Genomic DNA, 21,731 nt, shown 5'->3' on the forward strand with positions numbered 1-21,731 from the left:
TTCTTTTTCTTTGTATTAATGGAAAAAAGTAACGATACATCAATAAATCTTAACAAGTACATAAGTAGTACAGGAATATGTTCACGTCGTGAAGCAGAACGTTTTATAACTGAAGGAAGAGTAACCATAAACGGTAAACCCACTCAGTTAGGAAATAGAGTTCATGAAGGAGATGTGGTAAAAATTGATGGAAAACCATTAAAAGCAAAACCTAAAACGATATATATAGCATTAAACAAGCCTGTAGGTATTGTTTGTACTACCGATAGTAAAGAGCGTAAAAATATAGTAAAGTTTGTAGGACATCCACAACGACTATTTCCTATTGGTCGCTTAGACAAACCATCAGAAGGATTAATATTCTTAACCAATGATGGAGATATTGTAAACAAAATTCTACGCGCAGGAAATAACCACGAAAAAGAATATATAGTTACAGTAAACAAGCCAATTAATGAGCGTTTTGTTAAGCGGATGAGTGACGGTATACCAATTTTAGGAACTGTAACGAAGAAATGTAAAGTAGAACGTGTAAATGATACGGTGTTTAAAATAACCTTAGTACAAGGCTTAAATCGTCAAATAAGACGTATGTGTGAATACTTAGGGTACGAAGTAACAAAGTTAAAGCGTACACGCATTATGAATGTTACTTTAGGAAATTTAAAAGTAGGAGAGTGGCGCGAGTTATCATCTAAAGAAATGGATGAAATTAACAAACTAGTAGCTGGTTCGTCAAAAACATACGAAGGAGCTGAGAAAAAGACTCAAAAACCTTCTCCTCAAAAAAGTACTCAATCAAAGAAAAAACAAGATTTTAAATCCAAGTTTGGTAGAAGAAGAAAGAATTAAAAAAGGAGTAATAAGAAACTTTTAACTTTCTACTTTTAAACATTCAACTTACATGTGTATCTTTGCCACTTATGCAATTTGACTTAAAAATAACCGATCCTAAAAGTAAAGCACGAGCAGGTGTTATTACAACTGATCACGGGACTATAGAAACTCCAATATTCATGCCTGTAGGTACAGTAGCTACAGTTAAAGGAGTACATCAATCAGAATTAAAAGACGAAATTAATCCTGATATTATTTTGGGAAATACATATCACTTGTATTTACGCCCAAAGTTAGAAACTTTAGAAGCCGCAGGAGGGTTACATAAGTTCATGAACTGGGATCGTAATATTTTAACGGATAGTGGAGGATACCAAGTATATTCTTTGTCAGGAAGAAGGAAGATAAATGAAGAAGGTGTAAAATTTAAAAGTCATATAGATGGATCTATGCATTTTTTTACACCAGAAAATGTAATGGAAACACAGCGTACCATTGGAGCAGATATAATTATGGCTTTTGATGAGTGTACGCCATATCCTTGTGATTATAACTATGCAAAACGATCTATGCACATGACTCATCGTTGGTTAGATCGTTGTATAAAACACTTTGAGAACACGCCTCCAAAATATGGATATAGTCAGTCTTTATTTCCAATTGTACAAGGAAGTACATATAAAGATTTACGTAAGCAATCAGCAGAGTATATAGCAAACTCAGGAGCAGAAGGAAATGCAATAGGTGGATTATCAGTAGGAGAACCTGCTGAAGAAATGTATGCAATGACCGAAGTGGTTACTGAAATTTTGCCAGAAGACAAACCACGTTATTTAATGGGAGTTGGAACACCTATTAACATTTTAGAAAATATAGCCTTAGGTGTTGATATGTTTGATTGCGTAATGCCAACTCGTAATGCACGTAACGGAATGTTATTTACAGCACACGGTAGCATAAATATTAAAAATAAAAAGTGGGAAAACGATTTTTCTCCAATTGATGAAATGGGAATTACTTGGGTAGATACCATGTATTCTAAAGCCTATTTACGTCACTTATTTGCTTCAAGAGAGATGCTAGGAAAACAAATAGCATCTATACATAACTTAGGGTTTTATTTATGGTTAGTTCGTGAAGCACGTAAACACATTATAGCAGGAGATTTTGCTACGTGGAAAGACAAGATGGTAAAACAAATGGATAAACGTTTGTAATTTGAAAATACTAGACTGGTACATATTAAAACGTTACTTAACAACTTTCTTGTTTACGTTACTTATTTTAATACCTATTGCAGTAGCTATAGATATTGCGGAAAAGGTAGATAAGTTTTTACGAGAAGAAAACCTTACATTGTTTGAAATAGTTAACGATTACTATAAAAACTTTATTATTTACTATGCTAATACATTTATGCCATTAGCATTGTTTATAGCGGTTATCTTATTTACTTCAAAACTAGCAAGTAATACAGAAATTGTAGCAATCAATAGCTCACAAGTGTCATTTACACGATTCCTATATCCATATTTTATTGGAGCAACCATTGTTTGTGCAATAGCGTTATCAATGAATCATTTTTTTGTACCATCAAGTAGTAAAACAAGAAAAGCTTTTGAGAAAAAATACTTAAAGAAAAAGAAGTATTCAGATACTACTATTCGTGAATTTAGTTTACAGTTGAACGATAGTACCTATGTATATGTTCAAAATTTTGATTTAAATCGAAACTCAGGTTATAATTTCTCAATAGACTTATATGATGGTATTAAATTGAAAAGTAAGTTGACTGCAGATAATATTAATTGGAAAAAAAAGGATAGTACATTTCAATTACATAACTGGAAGGAACGAAAAATTTTTAAAGAAAGAGATAGTATCTTTTCAGGAAGAAGCTTAGATACTACATTTACATTTACACCAGAAGATTTTAATTACAAGAATATTATGGCACAAGAAATGAACTCTCCAGAGTTGGTTAAGTTTATTGAAGTGTCTAGAAAAAGAGGAATAAAAAACTTAAATGCTTACTTAGTAGAACTATACAAGAGAACAAGTTTACCAATTGCCAGCTATATACTAACATTAATTGCAGTAGGGTTAGCACATAGGAAAAGTAGAGGAGGTATAGGAGTTAATTTAGCAATAGGTATAAGTGTTATGTTTATTTATGTTTTCTTTTTAAAAGTAGCAGAAGTATTAGGTGCCGTGGCTGGAGCAAACGCGCTGTTAAATGTTTGGGTGCCTAATATAGTATTTGGTTTATACGCTATTTATTTATATTTCAATGCAAGGAGATAAATTAAAAAACTACCTACACTTACATTTAATCGTTTTTATTTGGGGGTTTACAGCTATTTTAGGAGCATTAATATCAATTGATGCAGTTCCTTTAGTTTGGTATAGAATGTTATTAGCAGTAGGTTTTATTGCTTTGTATTTTGTAATAAGGAAGAAGTCATTTAAAGTAGAAAAAAAAGCGTTAATTAAGTTTGCTATTTCAGGAGTAATTATAGCGGTACACTGGATAACATTCTTTAAAGCAATAAAAGTATCAAATGTATCAGTAGCTTTAGTTATGATGAGTACTGGAGCTTTTTTTGCCTCATTTATAGAGCCTTTTTTCTTTAAAAGAAGAATAAAATTAATCGAAATAGTTTTAGGACTGTTAGTAATAGTAGGCTTGTATATTATATTTAATTTTGAAAGTCAGTATACACTAGGAATTATTTATGCGTTAATTTCTGCTTTTCTATCAGCTTTATTTTCTGTGTTAAATGGGGTATTTATAAAAAAACATGAAGCCAATACAATTTCATTTTACCAACTATTATTTGGGGTTTTAGGAGTAACTATATACTTGTTGTTTACACAAAGGTTTTCAGTAGAGTTTTTCCAGTTACAAGCAAGTGATTGGATGTATTTATTAATTTTAAGTAGTATTTGTACAGCCTATGCTTTTATAGCTTCAGTGCAAGTAATGAGGTATTTAACACCTTATACAGTAATGCTCACGATTAATTTAGAACCTATATACGCTATTATCTTGGCATTATTAATATTTGGAGAAAAAGAGCAAATGAATCCAGAGTTTTATTATGGAGCCTGTATCGTCTTAATAGTAGTATTACTAAACGGAGTACTTAAAAACGCCTCTTCTATAAAAAAGAAAATTATAAAAAAATAGTATTTTAAGAAAAAGGATCAAGGTAAACTGTACAATTTTTTAGTATGTTTGCCTTTACAAACAACTAACTAGAAAATTAGAAAATCAAACTATATACAAGAATACAATGGAATATTTAGATTTTGAAATGCCAATAAAAGAGCTAGAAGACCAGTTGGCAAAATGTTTTGATATAGGAAAAGAAAGTGATGTAGACGTAACAGCTACATGTGAGAAGATTGAAAAAAAATTAGAGAAAGCTAAAAAAGATATATATAAGAATTTAACGGCATGGCAACGTGTACAGTTGTCTCGTCATCCTAATCGTCCTTATACCTTAGATTATATCAAAGCACTTTGTGGAGATACATTCATGGAGTTACACGGTGATCGTAGTGTAAAAGACGACAAAGCAATGATTGGTGGACTAGGTAAGATTGGAGACCAATCTTTTATGTTCATAGGTCAGCAAAAAGGATACAATACCAAAACACGACAATATCGTAACTTTGGTATGGCAAATCCAGAAGGATACCGTAAAGCATTACGTTTAATGCGTATGGCTGAAAAATTTGGAATACCAGTAGTAACTTTAGTAGATACTCCAGGTGCTTACCCAGGATTAGAAGCTGAAGAACGTGGACAAGGAGAAGCAATTGCTCGTAATATCTTTGAAATGACTCGCTTAAAAACGCCTATTATCACCATAATTATAGGGGAAGGAGCTTCAGGTGGAGCTTTAGGAATAGGAGTAGGAGATAGAGTATATATGTTAGAAAACTCTTGGTATTCAGTTATCTCACCAGAAAACTGTTCTTCTATTTTATGGCGTAGTTGGTCAGAAAAAGAAAAAGCAGCAGAAGCATTAAAATTAACGGCAGAAGATGGTATGAAACTAAAAATAGTTGATGACATCATAAAAGAACCTTTAGGAGGTGCACACTCTGACCGTGAAGGAACTTTTAAAGCTGTTAAAGAGCAGATTATTAAAGCATACAAAGAGCTTAATAAGCTTGAAGAAAAAGAGTTGATAGCTCAGCGTATGAATAAGTATGAAAATATGGGAGTTTATAAAGAATAGCTTTATATCCTAAAAAACATATTATTAAAACTCGCCAATCGGCGAGTTTTTTTGTTTTATAAATATTTTACAATACGATTTATTTGTTAAATGAATATATATCTATAATTTTGCCGGTCGAAATGAGTAATACATTTAATAGATATCTATTTTTATTAATACTTTTATTAAAAGGATGGTCTACATCATATGCAGACCAAAAGACTTTTGATACAACTACCTCAGCGGCTACTTTTAAATCTGTAAACGTAAAAGCAGAGCCACAATTTATTACTCAACACATCAGTAATTACGTTTTTAGCGAACAACATCAAGATTCTGAAAGGGAGAGTTATTTCGAAATCAGTGAAATTGAAGACAAAACCCAAGATGAAAATGAAGTAGATGAAAGTTTGTCAAAATTCGGAAGTTACTTATCAGCCATTTTACATGCGCAGTTTTTTGAGTGCCAGTTTTGTGTAGTAAAAGAAAAAGCACAACGCTTTAAAGAGTACACTTATAGCGCTATTTTAAAATTGCATGTTAAATTTCAAGTTTTTATAATTTGATACCCTCTTCGGTAAAGTAAACCTAAACCTTTTATTTAGTTTACTTTATATACCTGCACATAAGAATTTAATTAAATTTTTAGAATAATCATTGGTATTCAATGGTTATACACTCACTCTAACTTTACAAATACATACAAAAAATGAAAAAAAACTTCATTTTCATGAGTCTATTTGCGCTATTAATAAACATTAGCTGCGAATCAAAAAAGGAATTTAAACATCCAGAAACTAAGTTCCTTGTAACCAATCCTATTAAAAAAGATACATCAATAACCAAAGATTATGTAAGTCAAATACATGCCATTCAGCACATAGAATTGAGGGCACTAGAAAAAGGATATTTAAAGAAAGTATTTGTTGATGAAGGAGAGCATGTAAAAAAAGGACAAAACATGTTTCAAATATCAGCAAATGTTTATAAGGCAGATTTACAAAAAGCAAAAGCAGAAGCAAAAGCTGCTGAAATTGAATATAAAAACACGGAATTATTAGCAGATGGAAACGTAGTTTCTAAAAACGAATTAGCCTTAGCAAAAGCAAACTACGAAAAAGCAAAAGCTGAAGTAATGCTAGCACAAACACACCTAGGTTTTACAAGCATTAAGGCACCATTTAATGGTATAATGGACCACTTACATGTTAGAAAAGGAAGTTTGTTAGATGAAGGAGAGCTCCTAACAACACTATCAGACAATAGCAAAATGTGGGTATACTTTAATGTACCAGAAACAGAATATCTAGACTATATAATGAGTCAAGATAAAGACAAGAAAAAAGAAGTAACACTTTTAATGGCAAATAACAAACCATTCAATCAAAAAGGAATTGTAGAAACGATTGAGGGAGAGTTTAACAATGAAACAGGAAACATTGCCTTTAGAGCAACTTTCCCAAATCCAGATGGAATTTTAAGACACGGAGAAACAGGAAGTATTTTAATGGAAGTTCCATACGAAGGAGCTTTAATAATTCCACAAAAAGCCACTTTTGAAGTATTAGAAAAAAAATATGTTTTTGTAGTAGATAAAAACAATATAGTAAAACAACGAGAAATTACTGTAGAAGCAGAATTACCACACTTATTTATAGTAGAAAAAGGACTTACAGAAAACGATAAAATATTGTTAGAAGGAATCCGTATGGTAAAAGACCAACAAAAGATACATGTTGAGTTTAAAGAGCCAAATGCTGTAATGTCTAGTTTAGACTTATATGCAGAGTAATCAAAAACTAAAATTAAGCAAAACATGTTTAGTCAATTTATAAAAAGACCAGTACTAGCAATTGTTATTTCGATAATAGTTGTTTTTACGGGGTTGTTATCAATAAAACAACTCCCAATATCACAGTTTCCACAAATTGCACCAACCACGGTAAACATATTTATAGCGTATCCCGGTTCAAGTGCAGATGTATTGGTAAACTCAACACTAATTCCTCTAGAAACAGCAATCAATGGAGTACAAGGAATGCGTTATATCGCTTCTGATGCTACAAGTGCAGGAGAAGGAACCTTACGTGTAATTTTTGAACCTGGTACAGACCCCAATCAGGCGGTAGTTAGGGTAAAAACAAGGGTAGATCAAGTAATGCCTTTATTACCTGAGTTAGTACAACGAGAAGGAGTAATTATAACTCCAGTACAACCAAGTATGTTAATGTATGTGAACCTTTTTAGTAAAGAAAAACATAATGACGAAAAGTTCCTATACAATTATGCATACACCAAAATGATACCCGAGATTCAACGTATTAACGGTATCGCCAGTGCTAAAATTTTAGGAAGCAGAAAATATGCGATGAGAGTTTGGTTAAAACCAGACCGAATGAGAGCTTATAATATTTCTGCGGAAGAAATTTTAGAAGCGATGGAAGACCAAAGTATTTTGGCAAGACCTGGAAGATTAGGAAGAAGTTCAGGAATCAAATCACAATCACTAGAATATGTACTTACTTATCAAAACAGGTATAACGAACCAGAACAGTACAAAGACATTATTATTCGAGCAAATGAAGAAGGAGAAATATTAAAGCTAAAAGATGTTGCCGAAGTAAAATTAGGGAGTGAATTTTTCGATATTTACTCAAATTTAGATGGACACCCATCAGCATCTATTGTTTTAAAACAAACCTTTGGAAGTAATGGTAGTGATGTAATAGCATCGGTAAAAGAAAAACTAAAAGAACTAAAAGAAGATCTACCACCAGGGATTGACTTTCAAATTAGTTATGACGTTTCTAACTTCTTAGATGCCTCAATTGAACAAGTAATACATACACTTAGAGATGCCTTTATTTTAGTAGCAATTGTGGTGTTTCTCTTCTTAGGAGATTTACGATCAACCTTAATTCCAATTATAGCAGTACCAGTATCTTTAATTGGAGCGTTCTTTGTAATGCAACTTTTCGGGCTTTCAATAAACCTAATTACGCTGTTTGCATTAGTGTTAGCCATTGGTATCGTGGTAGATGATGCTATTGTGGTGGTAGAAGCAGTCCATTTAAAAATGGAGAAAGAACATCTAACACCTTATCAAGCATCCAAAGCAGCATTAGGAGAAATAGGAGGAGCTATTTTAGCAATTACATTGGTTATGGTTTCTGTATTTGTACCAATTTCATTTATGACAGGGCCCGTAGGAGTTTTCTACAGACAGTTTTCTATAACAATGGCGGGTTCTATCATTATTTCAGCAGTGGTAGCATTAACATTAACACCAGTATTGTGTGCAATGATGTTGAAGAATAACCACGGAGAAGAAAGAAAAAAATCAATAATAGATAAATTTATTGATTGGTTTAACAAAGGATTTGAAAAGCTTACAGGAAAATATATAAAAGTGTTAAACAGAATCGTAGCACGAAGAATGTTAACCTTTGGAGTATTACTAGCTTTCTGTGCAGGAATATTTATTACCAATAAAACATTACCAGCAGGTTTTATTCCTAGTGAAGACCAAGGAATGATCTATGCTATTATTCAAACACCACCAGGTGCTACCTTAGAACGTACAAATGAAGTAGCAAGAAAACTACAACAAATTTGTGAAGAAACTGAAGGAGTAGAGTCAGTTTCATCTTTAGCAGGATATGAAATTATGACTGAAGGTAGAGGGTCCAATGCAGGTACCTGTTTAATTAACTTAAAACCATGGTCAGAACGTCATCATTCAGTTCACGAAATCATGGAAGAACTAGAAAAAGAAACCAAAGACTTAGGAGCAGTTATAGAATATTTTGAACCACCAGCAGTACCAGGTTTTGGATCTTCAGGAGGATTCTCAATGCGCTTGTTAGATAAAACAAACTCAACAGACTACCACGAGTTTGAACGTATCAATAATAAGTTCATGGAATCGTTATCAAAACGAAAAGAGCTTACAGGGTTATTTACTTTTTATTCTGCAAACTATCCGCAGTACGAATTAAAAATCGACAATAAAAAAGCGATGCAAAAAGGAGTAACCATTGGTAAAGCCATGGAAAACCTAAACATTTTAATAGGTAGTACCTATGAACAAGGTTTTATTCGTTTTGGTAGATTCTTTAAAGTATACACACAAGCAGCACCAGAATACAGAAGAATCCCCTCAGATTTAGAAAAGCTATATGTTAAAAATGAAGAAGGAGCAATGGTGCCTTATTCAGCGTTCATGAGTTTAGAAAAAAAACTAGGACCTAATGAGATAACACGATACAATTTATATAATTCTGCCGCTATTAGAGGGCTACCAGCACCAGGATACACAAGTGGAGATGCTATTAACGCAATTAAAGAGGTAGCAGCAAAAGAATTACCAAGAGGTTATGATGTAGCTTGGGAAGGACTTACTTACGATGAAGCACAAAGAGGTAATGAATCAGCTTATATTTTCATCATTGTACTAGCCTTTGTATACTTTGTGTTAGCAGCACAATACGAAAGTTTTATACTGCCATTAGCAGTGATTTTCTCGCTTCCAGTAGGAGTGTACGGGTCATTCACACTCTTAAAACTAATGGGCCTAGCGAATGACGTATATGCACAAATTGGTATTATCATGTTAGTTGGTCTCTTAGGTAAAAATGCAGTGCTAATCGTTGAATTTGCCGTGTTAAAACGAAGCCAGGGAGCTACAATTTTTGAAGCAGCTATTGAAGGAGCTAAAGAACGATTCAGACCAATTTTAATGACTTCATTTGCATTTATAGCAGGATTAATACCATTAGTTATAGCTCACGGAGCTGGGGCTATTGGTAACAGAACTATTGGTGGGTCAGCTTTAGGAGGGATGTTAATAGGAACCATTTTCGGAGTTTTAATTATACCAGGTCTCTATTACATATTTGCTAAAATGAGTGATGGAAGAAGCTTAATTAAAGACGAAGCTAATGAACCAGTTTCTGAAGAATTTATAAGAATAAATGAAGTTGAAGGAAGTAAAACAAAAGCTAAAATAGCAGAGCTTAAAAAACTTCTTAAGAAAATAATTAAAAGAGAAAATAATGAAAACTAAACAAAGAAGTTCATTTGTAATAAAAAAAGCACACTTTTTAAGTGTGCTTACCCTCTTAATTTTGTGCTCTTGCGTACCAAACCAAGTACTAAGAGAGGAGAACAAAGCAGTACCAGAGAATTTTAAGAATCAACCTATAGATTCATTAAATACAGCTACTATTAAATGGCGTGACTTTTTTTTAGATACCCATTTAATTTCTTTGATAGATACAGCTTTATCAAACAACCAAGAGTTGAACATAATGTTACAACAAGTAGCTATTTCAAAAAATAACATCAAAGCAAAAAAAGGTGAGTATTTACCATTTGTAAATATGTATGCCGGGGCAGAAGTAGAAAAGGTAGGGAAGTATACTAGAAATGGAGCCGTAGAAGAAAATTTACATATCCGAGAAGATGAAAAATTTCCAGAACCATTAACTGATTTTTCAATAGGACTTTCTGCTTCATGGGAGTTAGATGTTTGGAAGAAGTTACGAAATGAGAAGAAAGCAGCAGTATTAGAATACCTAGCTAGTGTTGAAGGAAAAAACTTTATGGTAACTAATTTAGTTTCAGAAATTGCAAATTCATATTACGAACTTTTAGCATTAGATAATGAGTTATCTATGGTCTCACAAAACTTAGAAATTCAAAAAAATGCATTGCAAATGGTGAAGCTTCAAAAACAGGCTGCAAGAACAACTGAATTGGCAGTACGTAGGTTTGAAGCGAGTGTACTTAAAAACCAAAGTCACCTATATGAACTTCAACAAGAGATTGTAGAAACTGAAAATAAAATTAACTTTTTAGTAGGAAGGTACCCACAACCTATAGAAAGAAACTCAGATAATTTTATAGACAAACCTATAGAAGGAGTAAAAGCAGGAATCCCATCACAACTGTTACAAAACAGACCCGATTTAAGAAGAGCTGAATACGAGTTAGCAGCAGCTAAATTGAATACCAAAATAGCACGAGCTAATTTTTATCCGTCAATCGGTATAAAAGCAGGAGTGGGGTTACAAGCATTTAAACCTAAGTTTTTAACATCAACACCAGAATCGTTAGTTTATTCTTTAGCAGGAGATATTGTAGGGCCTTTAATCAACAGAAATGCGATAAAAGCAGCTTATAAAACAGCTAATAATAAACAATTACAAGCTGTTTATGAATACGAAAGAGCTATTTTAAATGCGTATTTAGAAGTAGCCAATGAGCTTTCAAAAATTGACAACTTGAAAAATAGTTACGATTTAAAAAAGAAACAAGTAGAAGCGTTAAACGAATCTATAGATCTTTCAATTCGTTTGTTTAAATCAGCTAGAGCAGAATATACAGAAGTGTTGTTAACACAAAGAGAAGCATTAGAGTCTAAAATTGAAATCATAGAAACGAAAAGAGATCAATTATTAGCAAATGTAAAAGTATATAAAGCCTTAGGAGGAGGCTGGAACTAATTTTTCATTCGTTATTAATTATTAATTGTTGTTAAAGAGGTAGTTTTATAAACTATCCAAAGGACTCGCCAACTGGCGAGTCTTTTTTTTTCAATACATTTCAATTACCTTCGTACTACCTCATAAAAAGAGATTGTAATATAATAATTCAATGAGTAAAGAAGAGTTAGCTATAAAAACTACCTATTTTAGTATTCTAAGCAATACTAGTTTAGCAATTATTAAAGGATTAGCAGGTATTTTCGGAAACTCATACGCATTAATAGCAGATGCAATTGAATCTACTACTGATATTTTTTCTTCTCTTTTAGTGTTATTAGGATTGAAATATGCGAAAAGACCTGCAGATAAGAATCACCCATACGGACACGGAAAAATAGAACCTTTAATCACCTTTGTAGTAGTAGCTTTTTTGGTAACATCTGCAACAATTATAGCTTATGAAAGTATACAGAATATTCAAACGCCTCATAAAGTACCAAAACCATGGACGTTACTTGTTTTAGGAGCGATTATCATATGGAAAGAAATATCTTTTCAAGTGGTTATAAGAAAAAGTAAAGAAACTAATAGTTCTTCATTAAAAGCAGATGCGTGGCATCATAGAAGTGATGCAATTACCTCTGTAATGGCATTTATAGGAATTTCAATAGCACTTATTTTTAAAGAAGGTTATGAAACAGCTGATGATTGGGCTGCTTTATTGGCTTCGTTCTTTATTTTATACAATAGTTACCTGATTTTTAGACCAGCTTTGGGTGAAATAATGGATGAACATGTATATGATGATTTAATAGAAGAGATAAGAGAAAAGTCTATGGAAGTAGCAGGTGTTTTAGGAACAGAAAAATGCTTTGTTCGTAAAGCAGGAATGAAATATCATGTAGATTTACATGCCATTGTAGATAGTACTATTACAGTAAAAGAAGGACACGATATTGCTCATAAATTAAAAGACTATTTAAGAGAAAAACTCCCAGACTTGGGGCATGTTTTAATTCATATAGAGCCTAATGAATATTAAAAAAGCAACTATACTTCGACTACGCTCAGTAAAAAGGTTGCTTTTTGTTTATGGTATATTTAAATACTTATGAGTTTGTAAGGAAATTTTCCATTGTGGATGCTCCATCACATAATCAATAATTTGCGGTGTCATTTTTTCCTTTTTACTCCATTCAGGTTGTAAAAACAACTTACATTTTTTACCAACTTTAGCAGCTTGTTCTTCTGCAAACTGAAAATCATTTTTATTATGAATAATCATTTTCAACTCATCTGCTTCTTGATAAGCACGTTCTAAAGGTAATTTTGTTTTTTTAGGAGACAAACAAAACCAATCCCAAACTCCAGAAAAGTCATACGCTCCAGAAGTTTCAATATGTGTTTTAATACCTTTTTCTTGAAGTTGCCCTGTAATATAGTCTAAACTCCACATTAAAGGCTCTCCACCTGTAATTACCACAGTTTCGGCATATTTCTTTGCATTCTCAACAATAATATCCGTTTTTGTAGGCGGATGTAAATTAGCATCCCAGCTTTCTTTTACATCACACCAATGGCAACCTACATCGCAACCACCAATACGAATAAAATAAGCAGCAGTACCAGTGTGTGCCCCTTCTCCCTGAATTGTGTAAAATTCTTCCATTAACGGAAGCATTTCTCCTGTATTAATTAACTCTTGTACTTCTTTTTTCAACATAAGGGTGCAAAGATAGGCAACATTAAAATTTAATGAATGATTTTTGTTACTTTTACGTGTTTTTATCACAAAAAAGGTCAAAAATAATGAGTAAAACCGAGGAGTTTTTCAATTACATCAAAGAAGGTTATACAACAAAAGGAGAGTTTATTACGTTAGGAGCAGGAATGTTAGGAGAAGAAACTGTAACAAATGCTCATGTAAATATTCCTTTAAAAACATTAAACCGTCACGGGTTAATAGCTGGAGCAACAGGAACAGGAAAAACAAAAACCTTGCAAGTGCTGGCAGAAAACATGTCAGAAAAAGGAATTCCTGTATTGTTAATGGATGTAAAAGGAGACTTAAGTGGATTAGCACAACCAAGCCCTGGGCATGCTAAGATTGATGAACGTCACGAAAAAATCGGAATACCATTTACTCCAACAAAATTTCCAATAGAAATTTTATCTATTTCAGAACAAAACGGAGTTCGTTTACGTGCTACAGTTTCTGAATTTGGACCTGTTTTATTATCACGTATTTTAGATTTGACTGAAACACAATCTGGAATTGTAGCGATTATTTTTAAATATTGTGATGATAACCAATTACCGTTATTAGATTTAAAAGACTTCAAGAAAATCCTTCAATACATAACCAATGAAGGAAAAGAAGAGATTAAAAAAGAATACGGACGAATTTCTACCGCAAGTACTGGGGCTATTCTCAGAAAAATTGTTGAAATTGAGCAACAAGGAGGTGATTTATTCTTCGGAGAAAAATCATTTGATGTTGACGATTTAACTCGTATTGATGAAAACGGACGTGGTGTTATTTCTGTACTACGTTTAACAGATATTCAAGATAGACCAAAACTGTTTTCAACCTTTATGCTACAGTTACTAGCTGAGGTATATGAAACTTTTCCAGAACAAGGAGATAGTGGTCGACCAGAATTGGTAATTTTTATAGATGAAGCTCATTTAGTATTTGATGAAGCTTCAAAAGCATTGTTAAGTCAAATAGAAAGCATTGTAAAACTAATTCGATCTAAAGGAATAGGATTATACTTCGTAACACAAAATCCAAAAGATGTTCCAGAAGACGTATTAGCACAGTTAGGAATGAAGATTCAACATGCCTTACGTGCATTTACAGCAAAAGATAGAAAAGCAATTAAATTAGCTGCAGAAAACTATCCAGATTCTGAATATTACGATACTAAAGAGGTATTAACACAGTTGGGAATAGGAGAGGCGTTGATTTCTGTATTAAATGAAAAAGGAATTCCAACACCATTGGCACGAACCATGTTACGTGCACCTATGAGTAGAATGGATGTATTAACAGATAAGGAAATTAAACAAGTTTTAGATAATTCAAGATTAATCCCGAAATACAACGATACTATTGATAGGGAGAGTGCTTACGAAATGCTAAACGAGAAGATAGAAAAAATCAACAAAGAAAAAACTGAAGAAGCACGCAAAGAGGAGGAAGAAAAAACAAGAAGAAAATCTTCAACACGTAGTAGAAGCACACGTATGAACCCAATAGTAAAGGTATTAACCAGTGCTACCTTTATAAGAGCAGCCTTTGGAATTTTGAAAAAAGTAATAAAATAAGAAATACAAGAAATAGACGTTTTAAATATAAAAGAAGACAAATGAGAACATTTATGAAACCTTTAGTTATCGCAGTAATATCAGTACTATTTATCCAGTGTGGTAATAGCAAATTTGATATTGCTAAAGGAAAAGTAGGAAAGTTAACAACGAAAACAACTGTTAACGAAATAGAAAACGTATTTAAGCAAGACTCAGTAGTTAAAGTATTAAGTGAAGGGGCTAAAGGAGATAATCTTTTTCAAGAAGATGATAAGTATTTAGTATATGAAAAAGGAGGAAAGCATTTACTAACAATTACTCCAAAAGAACAATTAGACTCTACGTCAACAATTAAGAGTATTGAGATTTTTGATGATCGTTTTAAAACAAAATCAGGAGTAAATATTAAATCTACTTTTCAAGAAATTAATGCAAATACTAAGGTAAGTAAAGTAGAGTCATCATTTTCATCAGCAACCTTATTTATTGATGATTTAAACGCAACAATAACGATTGATAATGAAGATTTAGGTTTAAAAGAATTTAGTACTCAAAAAGTAACCAAAGAGCAAATTCCAGATTTAGCCAAAATTAAATCATTTACCATTTGGTTTAACTAAAATATTCGAAGCCGAAACATATGTTTCGGCTTTTTAATTAATAATAGCTATGTAATTTTTAAAAGATGGAAGTAATAAAAATAGCATTTTTTGTATTGGGAGTTTTCTTTGGAGAAAATAGTAGAATAGGAGCGGAGAAAACAACCGTTACCATAAACCCAAATAAGCAAACAATAACCATAGTTCAAGAAAACATATTTGCACTTATAGCGAATGAAGCAGATAGTATGCAAGTTAGTTCAGAGCTAGAAAAGGTGATAGCAAGAAATTGGAGAAAAGAAATAGAAACCTATCCATCAAAATCATGTACTTTTTATGTTACTGATAAAGGGGATTTAAACGCAAAAATTATACTGAAGTATCCTTCTGAAAATGTATTAAGAGATTTTGCTTTAGATTTTAATAAAGAAGCAAAAGAATTTTCTTTAATTAATATTCCTGATTGGAATGTTGAAACAGAAGATGGAGCATTAAAAGGAAATTATTGGCGATTTAGTGCAGACGACAGCTTTACTTTTGTTGTTACTCCTTTTAAAAACATGCCAGATAGGTTTAAAGGTGCTAAAAGAAACCTTAAACCAATTTGGGAAGCTAAAAAAGACAGATAAAAGATATACTTTTCAAAAAAGTCTTTTTCTAAACCTCACATCTCTATTTTAAAAGGGCGTGCCGTAGTATTAGCGACCCGTGCCGTGGTGTCTTCGGAGCATGCCGTAATGTTAGCGACCCACGCCGTGATATCAACTACCCGTTCCGTAGTGTCAACGGAGCATGTCGTAGTATTAGCGCTCCATATTGTTATATACAAAAGGAAACTTTTCAGAGAATAGTTTTACCAAAAAGTGAAAGTTTTTTCTAAGAGTTATACTTCTAAATGGAGAACTCTTTATTTATATTAATTCTAGTTTTTGTAATAAAATAAAATAGTTAATTTTGTGTTAATAATCACTAACCGAAGTGTACAGTATACGGCTGGGGGGCTAGTAACTGTGCATGGAAAAGATTGAGCATCCATTTTTGGATGCTCTTTTTTGTTTTAAAAATTACTGGTATATTATAACTCTAAGTAGAAGGAATAAAAAATAAGTAAGTTCGTAAAAGGAATCACAGGTTTTAATAGCCAAAAGAAATAAGTAAAACATTATGAGTAAAAAATATACGATTCAAAAAAGCCCGTTTGTAGTACCAACTAATGATGGAAAGTTAATTGAAGAACATTTTGGAAATGCTACTGATGGAAATTCAAAAGTAAGTATAGCGCACATGATAGCACCTCCTGGTTGGAGTGAGCCTTTTCAAACACCAGAATTTGAAGAATATACTTATATAATTAAGGGAAAAAAACAATTCAATATTGATGGTGAAATTATAGTGTTAGAAGCTGGCCAATCTATCAAAATTGAAAAACACACACGTATTCAGTATTCCAACCCATTTACAGAACCTTGTGAGTATTTAGCAGTTTGTTTACCTGCTTTCTCAATGGGGTTGGTGCATAGAGAAGATAGTTAGTAATATTCCTAAAATAATAGCAGCAAACTTTTTATAGTTGAATTTGTGATTTTCAGTGCTTTCAAAAAGAATAATGGTTGAAATATGTAAAAATACCCCAACTATTAAAGCTGTAATTTCTGTATGGTATTGTTCTACTAAAGGAACTTTGTTAGATACTAAAATACCTAAAGGACTCATTAATGCAAACACCGTTAAAAAGAAAAAAATCGTTTTTTTAGAATACTTTGCATGTAACAAAAAGGTAGTTAAAACGATTGCAATAGGAATTTTATGTACAATAATTGCCCATAATAAGTTATCATCAGCATGATGAATTGGTAATCCTTCAGAAAAAGCATGAATACATAAACTTACAAAAAGTAACCAAGGAAATTTAGACGAGTCAGAATGTAAATGTATATGTCCGTGTTCAGCACCTTTAGAGAATGATTCTAATACTGATTGAATGATGATTCCTACCAAAATTAAGATACCGACTAATTTTGTGTTATCAGTATGGTGATATACTTCGGGTAATAAATGTAAAATAGTTACCGAAAGTAAATAAGCGCCACTAAAGGCTAATAACAAACGAACGAAGGTATTACTAGGTTTTAGTGTAAAAACGAATAAAACACCTACTAAAACAGAAATAATTAGTAAAAAGTAACTCATTTAGCAACAATAATTAAGCGGTCAGAAGATTGTGACTTAAACTCATTAAGATTGTAATCGCCAAAAATATGCGTTACTTGTAAGCCGACACTATCAAAATATGATTGTAGTTTTTCTAAAGTTAAAAATTTTACACGTTCAGTATACGAGTGTGATTTTCCTTCAGCAGTAAAAGAAATATGTTTTAAGATAAATCCGTCTTTGATCTCTTTTTTAATATTGAATTCAATGCCGTCAATAGTTTTTACTTCTTCTTTTACTAGTGTGTTTTTTACCTTTTCTACATTTAAGAAGTCCAACACAAATACACCGTTTTCTTTTAATCCGTTTTTAATACTTTTTAAAACAGCAATGTCTTCATTATCATCTTCAAAGTAACCAAAACTGGTAAAGAGGTTAAATACAGCATCATATTTACTTTCAATAGGCTTTCGCATATCCCAAACTTCAAAATGAAGTGTGTCATTTTCAAACTGTTTGGCATGTTCAATGCTATTTTCGCTTAAATCACCTCCCACAACGTCATACCCCAATGAGTTTAAGTATACTGCATGACGCCCTTTTCCACAGGGTAAATCAGCAATACGACTTAACTTAGGTAGTTGTAAAAAAGAAGTGATATTACGCATAAAAAACTGTGCATCGGCATCGTTTCTATGCTTGTATAAAATATGATAGTATGGTGTATTAAACCACGAAGTAAACCAATCTGTTGTTGTATTCATAACTATAAAGGTCTGCAAAAATACGCAAAACTTACGTTTTTTGTATTCAAAGTGGAAAAGATTCACAACAACCCAAAATTAGCTGTACTTTTGCAATGAAATTTTACAGTTACATGGAAAAAGATTTTAAAATGACTGCCATAACCATGGCAGGTTTAGAAGGTGTTTTAGCAGACGAGTTACGTCAACTAGGAGCAATGGAAGTGAAAGAAGGGGTGAGAAGTGTTACTTTTAGAGGCGATAAAGGTTTTATGTACAAAGCCAATATAGCTTTGCGTACTGCTATTCGTATTTTAAAACCGATTAAGCGTAGTAAAATTTTTGATGAAGAAGATTTATACGAAGCAATTCAACGTGTAAAATGGGAACGTTTTTTGGATGTTGATGGAACGTTTGCGATAGGTTCGGTAGTAAATTCAAAGAACTTTACTTCAAATTCACATTATATTAGCTTAAAATCGAAGGATGCTATTGCAGATTATTTTATGCATAAGTATAAAAAGCGTCCGAACGTAGATTTAAAATACCCAGATGTAAAAGTTCACGTGCACATTCATAAAGAATGGCTAACTATTTCGTTGGATTCTTCAGGTGAATCGTTACACAAACGAGGGTATCGAAGTGCTACGAATATTGCTCCGATTAATGAGGTATTAGCAGCAGGATTAATTTTACTTTCAGGATATAAAGGGGAAGAGAATTTTATCGACCCGATGTGTGGTTCAGGAACTATTTTGATTGAAGCTGCAATGATTGCGAATCAAATTCCTGCAAATATCAACCGTAAGCATTTTGCTTTTGAAAACTGGAAGGATTATGATGAAGATTTATACTTTGTTATTCAAGATTCGTTGTTAAAAAAAATACGAAGTTCTCATTTTAAAATTATGGGATTTGATAAGGCACCATCGGCAGTTAGAAAAGCGAAGCAAAATATTATCAATGCAAATTTGGATGAGTTTATAGGTGTACATCACGTAAACTTCTTCAACTCAAAAAAAGAAGTGTTTGGTAAAACAACTATTTTGTTCAATCCGCCTTATGGAGAGCGTTTAAATATTGATGTAGAAGAGTTTTACACAAAAATAGGGGATACCTTGAAGAATAACTATCCAAATTCAACTGCGTGGTTAATTACGTCGGATATTCAAGCGCTAAAGTTTGTAGGATTGCGAACGTCGAAAAGAATACCGCTTAAAAATGCTGATTTAGATTGTCGTTTTGTAAAATACGAACTGTATGAAGGTAGTAAAAAAGCAAAGAAGAATTCTTCATTTAATGATGAGGAAGAATAAAAATAAAAACTCCGCTTTGCAGCGGAGTTTTTGTTAGTGCTAATTATTCATAGCCAATAATTTGCCTAACTTCTCCTTTCCATTTAAGTTCTCAGGGTTTATTTCTAAACTCTTTTGATAATTTTTTATAGCTTTTCTTATTTGTCCGTTTTTCATATATGCTTCTCCTAAAGAGTCGTATGCGTCATACGATTCAGGAAAAGAAAATACTTCAAGTGTAAATAAGTCAATAGCTTTTTTATAAAAACCTCTTTTTATCATTTCATAACCTTTAGCATTCAAGTTAATTTGAGAAAGTTTGAAGTTTGAGTTTTTAACTACTTTTTTGGCTTGTTGAAGCCCTTGATTTAAACATATTTTAGCTACATCTTTAGTGAAAAAGTAATTATCTAACTTAGGTGTGGTACCTGAAATAGTTTTCTCTATAAAAAAGCGAGCGTCAAAAAAACCTTGATCTAAATCTTTGTTAGTTAAAAGTATAACAGTGTAATTTTGCTTTTCAAAAATCCTCCATTCTGCACCGGTACCATAATGTCCACCACTATGTCCATAAATTCCAGAGTTTTTAGCACCCGCAAACTGCATTCCGTACCCATACCAATCATTTTTTGGATTATTTTTCATCATATTGGTATATTTCGTATCTAGTAGTTTATTATTTTTAAATGCTTTAGAAAATTGATACAAATCATCTACGTTAGAGTAACCGCCACCTGCAGGACTTCCTTTTACAGATCCCATAAAAATAGTTTTCTGTAATTGATTAGGGAAAAGATCCGAAAGTGTATAGTTTTCAGCTGCGTTTTCAATAGTGAGATCAATATCATAATTACCCGTATTTTTCATGTTTGCTATTGAAAAAATATGCTCCTCTATATATTTTTCATAAGGTATCTTAGTAATGGCTTCTATAATTCTACCAAGAATAATATAATTGGTGTTTCTATAAGCAAATTGTTGGTTTGGCTTAAATTCTAAAGGCTCATTTTCGTATAAGTTTGTAAGACTTTCCATAGTTCTGAATTGTTCTTTAGAGGTATTTAAGAACTTTTCTGAATGAAAGTAGTTAGGTAGCCCACTTCTATGCTTTAGTAATAATTCTATGGTTACGGAGTCTCTTGCTACTTTATTAGCATAATTGGGAAGGTATTTTCCAATGTTATCTTGTAACGATAATTTTCCTTCTTGTATTAATTGAAATATGGCAACTGCAGTGAATGATTTACCAATAGAAGCATACGAAAACTTAGTCTTAGTATTGTTTTTTACTTTGTGTCCTATGTGTGCATATCCATATGCTTTCTTGAATATGATGCTATCATTTTTAGCAATTAAAACTGCTCCGCTGAATCCATCTAAAGAATCTAAATAGTTAGCAATTTGAGTTATTTTTAGACTTTTAAAAGTAGTAGGTTTTTTATTAGTACAAGAAAAAGTTATTATAAGTACAAGTAAGTAGGCTAATCTCTTCATTTTAAGAATTGCAATTTTTAGTTATTTTTTTTAAAATTTTGTATAATTGTTCTAACTCTTCGTAGGACACATTATTTAAGGCAGTTTGTCTGTTTTTTTGTATTATCGGACTTAGTTTTTTTATAATTTCCTTTCCTTGATCTGTAATTTCTAACTTAGCCTTTCGCTTGTCTTTTCTATCCGTTGTTTTAATTAAATAGTTTTTAGATATCATTAGTTTCACTATACGCGTCATAGAAGCATAGTCTTTAAAAACTAAATCGGCAATTTCCGTTTGAGTTTTATCGTTATTTTCTAATAACAATAAAATTAATGCTTGGTCTACAGTAATATCAGGAACAACCTGTGATATATTATGTTGACTTAGTTTACGATATGCTTTTATAGTTTCCTCTATAGAGTAAAGTACGGTTGTTGTTGGAGTATTAAATTTCATTTTTATTTGATATATCAAGCAAATATATAATTTTATTTGATATATCAAATAAGGTGAGTGATAAATATTATTGTACTGAAGGGAATTGCTACTTATTAAGCTTGGAAGTTGTTAAGTAAAGATTATTTTAAAAAAAAGTCTCGT

20 protein-coding genes are annotated in these 21,731 nt (G+C 32.0%); 15 read left to right on the top strand and 5 right to left on the bottom strand.

What is annotated here, in order from left to right; translation table 11 throughout:
* Positions 1-18 precede the first annotated feature (18 nt).
* The 10 genes from rluF to D6T69_RS07760 all read left to right on the top strand — a co-directional run bounded on the left by rluF (position 19) and on the right by D6T69_RS07760 (position 12,599).
* Positions 19-852: a 23S rRNA pseudouridine(2604) synthase RluF gene (rluF, locus tag D6T69_RS07715; protein WP_125067198.1), complete on the top strand. Its 834-nt coding sequence runs from the start codon at positions 19-21 to the stop codon at positions 850-852.
* Positions 853-923: 71 nt separating this feature from the next.
* Positions 924-2,054: a tRNA guanosine(34) transglycosylase Tgt gene (gene tgt, locus D6T69_RS07720; RefSeq protein ID WP_125067199.1), complete on the top strand. Its 1,131-nt coding sequence runs from the start codon at positions 924-926 to the stop codon at positions 2,052-2,054.
* Position 2,055: 1 nt separating this feature from the next.
* Positions 2,056-3,141 carry an LptF/LptG family permease gene (locus D6T69_RS07725; protein WP_125067200.1) on the top strand — a complete coding sequence of 362 codons (1,086 nt, stop codon included), beginning with the start codon at positions 2,056-2,058 and terminating at the stop codon, positions 3,139-3,141.
* The gene (locus D6T69_RS07730; RefSeq protein ID WP_125067201.1) at positions 3,128-4,027 is read left to right on the top strand and encodes a DMT family transporter; all 900 of its coding nucleotides are present in this window, start codon (positions 3,128-3,130) and stop codon (positions 4,025-4,027) included. The genes D6T69_RS07725 and D6T69_RS07730 overlap by 14 nt, the downstream gene beginning before the upstream one ends.
* Before the next feature lie 106 nt (positions 4,028-4,133).
* Positions 4,134-5,087: an acetyl-CoA carboxylase carboxyltransferase subunit alpha gene (locus D6T69_RS07735; protein WP_125067202.1), complete on the top strand. Its 954-nt coding sequence runs from the start codon at positions 4,134-4,136 to the stop codon at positions 5,085-5,087.
* A gap of 122 nt (positions 5,088-5,209) precedes the next feature.
* Complete coding sequence (locus D6T69_RS07740; RefSeq protein ID WP_125067203.1) at positions 5,210-5,635, top strand: hypothetical protein; 426 nt, start codon at positions 5,210-5,212, stop codon at positions 5,633-5,635.
* Between the two features lie 143 nt (positions 5,636-5,778).
* The gene (locus D6T69_RS07745) at positions 5,779-6,861 is read left to right on the top strand and encodes an efflux RND transporter periplasmic adaptor subunit (protein ID WP_125067204.1); all 1,083 of its coding nucleotides are present in this window, start codon (positions 5,779-5,781) and stop codon (positions 6,859-6,861) included.
* A 24-nt stretch (positions 6,862-6,885) separates the two neighbouring features.
* Positions 6,886-10,134: an efflux RND transporter permease subunit gene (locus D6T69_RS07750; protein ID WP_125067205.1), complete on the top strand. Its 3,249-nt coding sequence runs from the start codon at positions 6,886-6,888 to the stop codon at positions 10,132-10,134.
* Positions 10,124-11,575 (top strand): TolC family protein, encoded by a 1,452-nt coding sequence (locus D6T69_RS07755; protein ID WP_125067206.1) that lies wholly within the window; start codon positions 10,124-10,126, stop codon positions 11,573-11,575. The genes D6T69_RS07750 and D6T69_RS07755 overlap by 11 nt, the downstream gene beginning before the upstream one ends.
* Positions 11,576-11,726: 151 nt before the next feature.
* A complete protein-coding gene (locus D6T69_RS07760; RefSeq protein ID WP_125067207.1) occupies positions 11,727-12,599 on the top strand; it encodes a cation diffusion facilitator family transporter in 873 nt (290 codons plus the stop codon).
* A 48-nt stretch (positions 12,600-12,647) separates the two neighbouring features.
* Here D6T69_RS07760 and D6T69_RS07765 read toward each other — a convergent pair whose 3' ends face one another.
* Complete coding sequence (locus tag D6T69_RS07765; protein WP_047789407.1) at positions 12,648-13,280, bottom strand: 7-carboxy-7-deazaguanine synthase QueE; 633 nt, start codon at positions 13,278-13,280, stop codon at positions 12,648-12,650.
* 86 nt (positions 13,281-13,366) lie between these two features.
* On the opposite strand from D6T69_RS07765, the gene D6T69_RS07770 reads away from it, so the two are divergent.
* From D6T69_RS07770 to D6T69_RS07785, 4 genes are all read left to right on the top strand, one after another.
* Positions 13,367-14,887, top strand: coding sequence for a helicase HerA-like domain-containing protein (locus tag D6T69_RS07770; protein ID WP_125067208.1), 1,521 nt, complete (start codon positions 13,367-13,369; stop codon positions 14,885-14,887).
* Between the two features lie 41 nt (positions 14,888-14,928).
* Positions 14,929-15,489, top strand: a complete 561-nt coding sequence (locus D6T69_RS07775) for a hypothetical protein (protein WP_125067209.1) — start codon at positions 14,929-14,931, stop codon at positions 15,487-15,489.
* 65 nt (positions 15,490-15,554) lie between these two features.
* Positions 15,555-16,097 carry a hypothetical protein gene (locus tag D6T69_RS07780; protein ID WP_125067210.1) on the top strand — a complete coding sequence of 181 codons (543 nt, stop codon included), beginning with the start codon at positions 15,555-15,557 and terminating at the stop codon, positions 16,095-16,097.
* A gap of 535 nt (positions 16,098-16,632) precedes the next feature.
* Positions 16,633-17,001 carry a cupin domain-containing protein gene (locus D6T69_RS07785; protein WP_125067211.1) on the top strand — a complete coding sequence of 123 codons (369 nt, stop codon included), beginning with the start codon at positions 16,633-16,635 and terminating at the stop codon, positions 16,999-17,001.
* On the opposite strand, the gene D6T69_RS07790 is transcribed toward D6T69_RS07785, so the two are convergent.
* Together D6T69_RS07790 and D6T69_RS07795 are read right to left on the bottom strand one after the other, a co-directional pair.
* Positions 16,969-17,658, bottom strand: a complete 690-nt coding sequence (locus D6T69_RS07790) for a ZIP family metal transporter (RefSeq protein ID WP_125067212.1) — start codon at positions 17,656-17,658, stop codon at positions 16,969-16,971. The two genes, D6T69_RS07785 and D6T69_RS07790, sit on opposite strands and share 33 nt — an antisense overlap.
* Positions 17,655-18,383 (bottom strand): class I SAM-dependent methyltransferase, encoded by a 729-nt coding sequence (locus D6T69_RS07795; protein WP_125067213.1) that lies wholly within the window; start codon positions 18,381-18,383, stop codon positions 17,655-17,657. Before D6T69_RS07795 ends, D6T69_RS07790 begins: the two co-directional genes overlap by 4 nt.
* Before the next feature lie 113 nt (positions 18,384-18,496).
* Between D6T69_RS07795 and D6T69_RS07800 the strand changes: the two genes are divergently transcribed.
* On the top strand, positions 18,497-19,678 hold the full coding sequence (locus D6T69_RS07800; RefSeq protein WP_125067214.1) for a THUMP domain-containing class I SAM-dependent RNA methyltransferase: 1,182 nt from the start codon (positions 18,497-18,499) through the stop codon (positions 19,676-19,678).
* Positions 19,679-19,717: 39 nt separating this feature from the next.
* Here the strand turns inward: D6T69_RS07800 and D6T69_RS07805 are convergent, their stop codons facing one another.
* Both D6T69_RS07805 and D6T69_RS07810 read right to left on the bottom strand, forming a co-directional pair.
* Positions 19,718-21,151, bottom strand: a complete 1,434-nt coding sequence (locus D6T69_RS07805) for a serine hydrolase (protein ID WP_125067215.1) — start codon at positions 21,149-21,151, stop codon at positions 19,718-19,720.
* 1 nt (position 21,152) lies between these two features.
* Positions 21,153-21,587 (bottom strand): MarR family winged helix-turn-helix transcriptional regulator, encoded by a 435-nt coding sequence (locus D6T69_RS07810; protein ID WP_125067216.1) that lies wholly within the window; start codon positions 21,585-21,587, stop codon positions 21,153-21,155.
* Positions 21,588-21,731 lie beyond the last annotated feature (144 nt).

Origin of the sequence: Tenacibaculum singaporense (assembly GCF_003867015.1) — a bacterium.
Classification (GTDB): Bacteria; Bacteroidota; Bacteroidia; order Flavobacteriales; family Flavobacteriaceae; genus Polaribacter; species Polaribacter singaporensis.